This is a genomic window from uncultured Psychrosphaera sp. (assembly GCF_947500655.1).
In the GTDB taxonomy this organism is placed as follows: domain Bacteria; phylum Pseudomonadota; class Gammaproteobacteria; order Enterobacterales; family Alteromonadaceae; genus Psychrosphaera.
Map to the genome: position 1 here is coordinate 1 of NZ_CANMSK010000038.1, position 2035 is coordinate 2035.

Consider the following 2035-nt stretch of genomic DNA (forward strand, 5'->3'; position numbering starts at 1 on the left):
AATAACTATTAAAGGCTTAAAAGATTAAGAGGGATCAGTGTTTTTAACTTGACGTGGGGAGTCATACCAACGCCTCAATAAGAGGCTAAATATAGTGGGCTAAAATGGAGCGGAGCGAACAGCCCGCTGTATTTAGTCCTGCTTAATTGCCTTGTTATGTTTTCGTACTAGAGGCAATCACCATTTGCACACGCTGTAAGTAAACTACCCCAAAATATTATTTGTGCCAATACAAATAAATAAGTTAACCACGCAATAATAAATTTAGGTTTTGAATGAAACTTGATACTTTTAAACAGATAAATACCACTAATGATAGCGATAATAGAATAAAAAATTTCGATATTAGTTAGCACACTACGTAAAGAAAACCAGTAGGTAGATTGAACACCCAAAATGACGATTACACTCGGGATAATAATTGATATTGCTAATGTGCGGTAAATATTAATGTCGAATCATCCTTGAAAACATAACGCCCGCCTAACACGCAATGCGTTGGCATGGCTTTTTGCGTTGTTTGCTAAAACCATGACAACATAGCATTGTCGGAGTTAAGGCGTTTGTTAGCTGTCAACCTTGCTCACAAGCAGAATAAGCTTTTGAGCGCCAATTTCTATTGTTGTTTTTTTGCCATACTTAACAGTGAAAGATGGGCTTATCGTGCTATCACCAAAAGTGACAGCAGTTATAACACCCGCTGTGCCATCTTGATTTGGCTTAACGGTGAGGTCATAGCTAAAGCCATTACCCATAGTTATTGATGCCATTTTATCTGCTTCAACTACCATCGTTGGAGCAGCTACAAGCTTGTCTTGAGAGTATAAAGAGGTGGCTACTTGATAAGTATTCGTCGCAAAACATGATGCCGATGTAAGAAGAGTGGTGATCTGTAAACTTGCCTTAATTTTCATTTAAATTTCCTTATGTAATGTGATTATAAAAAACAGCTAACGCCTGAATAATGTGTGAACTAGTTTGGCAGTTTTATTGCGTCGTTTGCAACTAAAAATGACAAACTAAAGTGAATCACTATTCATTCTCTTGTTAGCTACCCTTTACTCAAATGCTTCTTGAGAATAGATAGCCATTTCTATACCTAAACTTAACTTTCCAGCAAGGCGAATTAGGTCTTTGGGAATGTGATCATTTTGATTAACCACTTCCTCGTTTAACCTAGAATATAAAGGGAAATCCAAATAACCTTCAGCGTCTGGGATTTCACCAATTAGCTTATCCAATTCGGAAAAATTTGCAGTTAAAAATTGAATAGCATCATTAACTTGAGCTGGGAAATCGTCCCATTCAGCATCAGAAACGTCAAAGGAAACAACAAAAGAGTCACTTTTCCTAGTTTTGCTTTTGTTTCTATATTCATCTTTATCAAAGACACTATAAACAGGAACTTTTGTTGTTTCACAAAACGTCTTAAAAGTGTGATTGTTACTGTGAATTTTTAAAAAGCACATACTCTTCCATAGGTAGCTAACGCCCCATTAAGAGGCAAATGATAGTTGGCTAAAATAAGCGACGAAGGAGCAAATAGCCAGCTGTTATTTGTCCTGCTTGAATGGCTTGTTATATCTCTATTACAACAAAAGCTTGAAAATACGAAGCTGCTACAACCAATTCGAGGATAACTCCATTTGTAAACTCAAGCTTTATACCGTCTTGATAACCTTGTTGATTAATTAAAAACCAAGCCCACTGCAAAGGATACCCGACGCATTGTTTAAAGGCATCTATACCTGCGACGGGAAAATAGTTTTCGGGTATTTCACCTAACAATTCAACTTCGTCTGATTCATCAATTGCCCGTATGAAACATGACGTTGCTTCAAAGACCAACAATACCCCATCAAAACCATCATCTTCTTCTAGTGTTGAATAAAAGTTTACTCTTTGGAGATTCCCTGCATCGTAAACTATTTCAGATAAATTCATACGTTCTCTAGAGATATAGACATAATGACTCCCCACGAAAGTGCTGATCTCCAATTAATCGTGGGTTAGCTGAAAGCAAAAGCCATAATAG

General features: G+C 36.9%; 3 protein-coding genes. All 3 read right to left on the bottom strand.

Annotated elements, in window-relative coordinates; translation table 11 throughout:
* Window positions 1-566: 566 nt before the first annotated feature.
* Window positions 567-914 (bottom strand): hypothetical protein, encoded by a 348-nt coding sequence (locus Q0940_RS16970; RefSeq protein ID WP_299271122.1) that lies wholly within the window; start codon window positions 912-914, stop codon window positions 567-569.
* A 144-nt stretch (window positions 915-1058) separates the two neighbouring features.
* Window positions 1059-1469, bottom strand: coding sequence for a hypothetical protein (locus Q0940_RS16975; RefSeq protein ID WP_299271124.1), 411 nt, complete (start codon window positions 1467-1469; stop codon window positions 1059-1061).
* 109 nt (window positions 1470-1578) lie between these two features.
* A complete protein-coding gene (locus tag Q0940_RS16980; protein WP_299271126.1) occupies window positions 1579-1944 on the bottom strand; it encodes a DUF6334 family protein in 366 nt (121 codons plus the stop codon).
* Window positions 1945-2035: the final 91 nt, after the last annotated feature.

What these genes read in the sequence shown, in the direction of transcription:
- Q0940_RS16980 (WP_299271126.1), bottom strand. Translation starts at nt 1,944, where the DNA reads ATGAATTTATCTGAAATAGTTTACGATGCAGGGAATCTCCAAAGAGTA.
- Q0940_RS16975 (WP_299271124.1), bottom strand. Translation starts at nt 1,469, where the DNA reads ATGTGCTTTTTAAAAATTCACAGTAACAATCACACTTTTAAGACGTTT.
- Q0940_RS16970 (WP_299271122.1), bottom strand. Translation starts at nt 914, where the DNA reads ATGAAAATTAAGGCAAGTTTACAGATCACCACTCTTCTTACATCGGCA.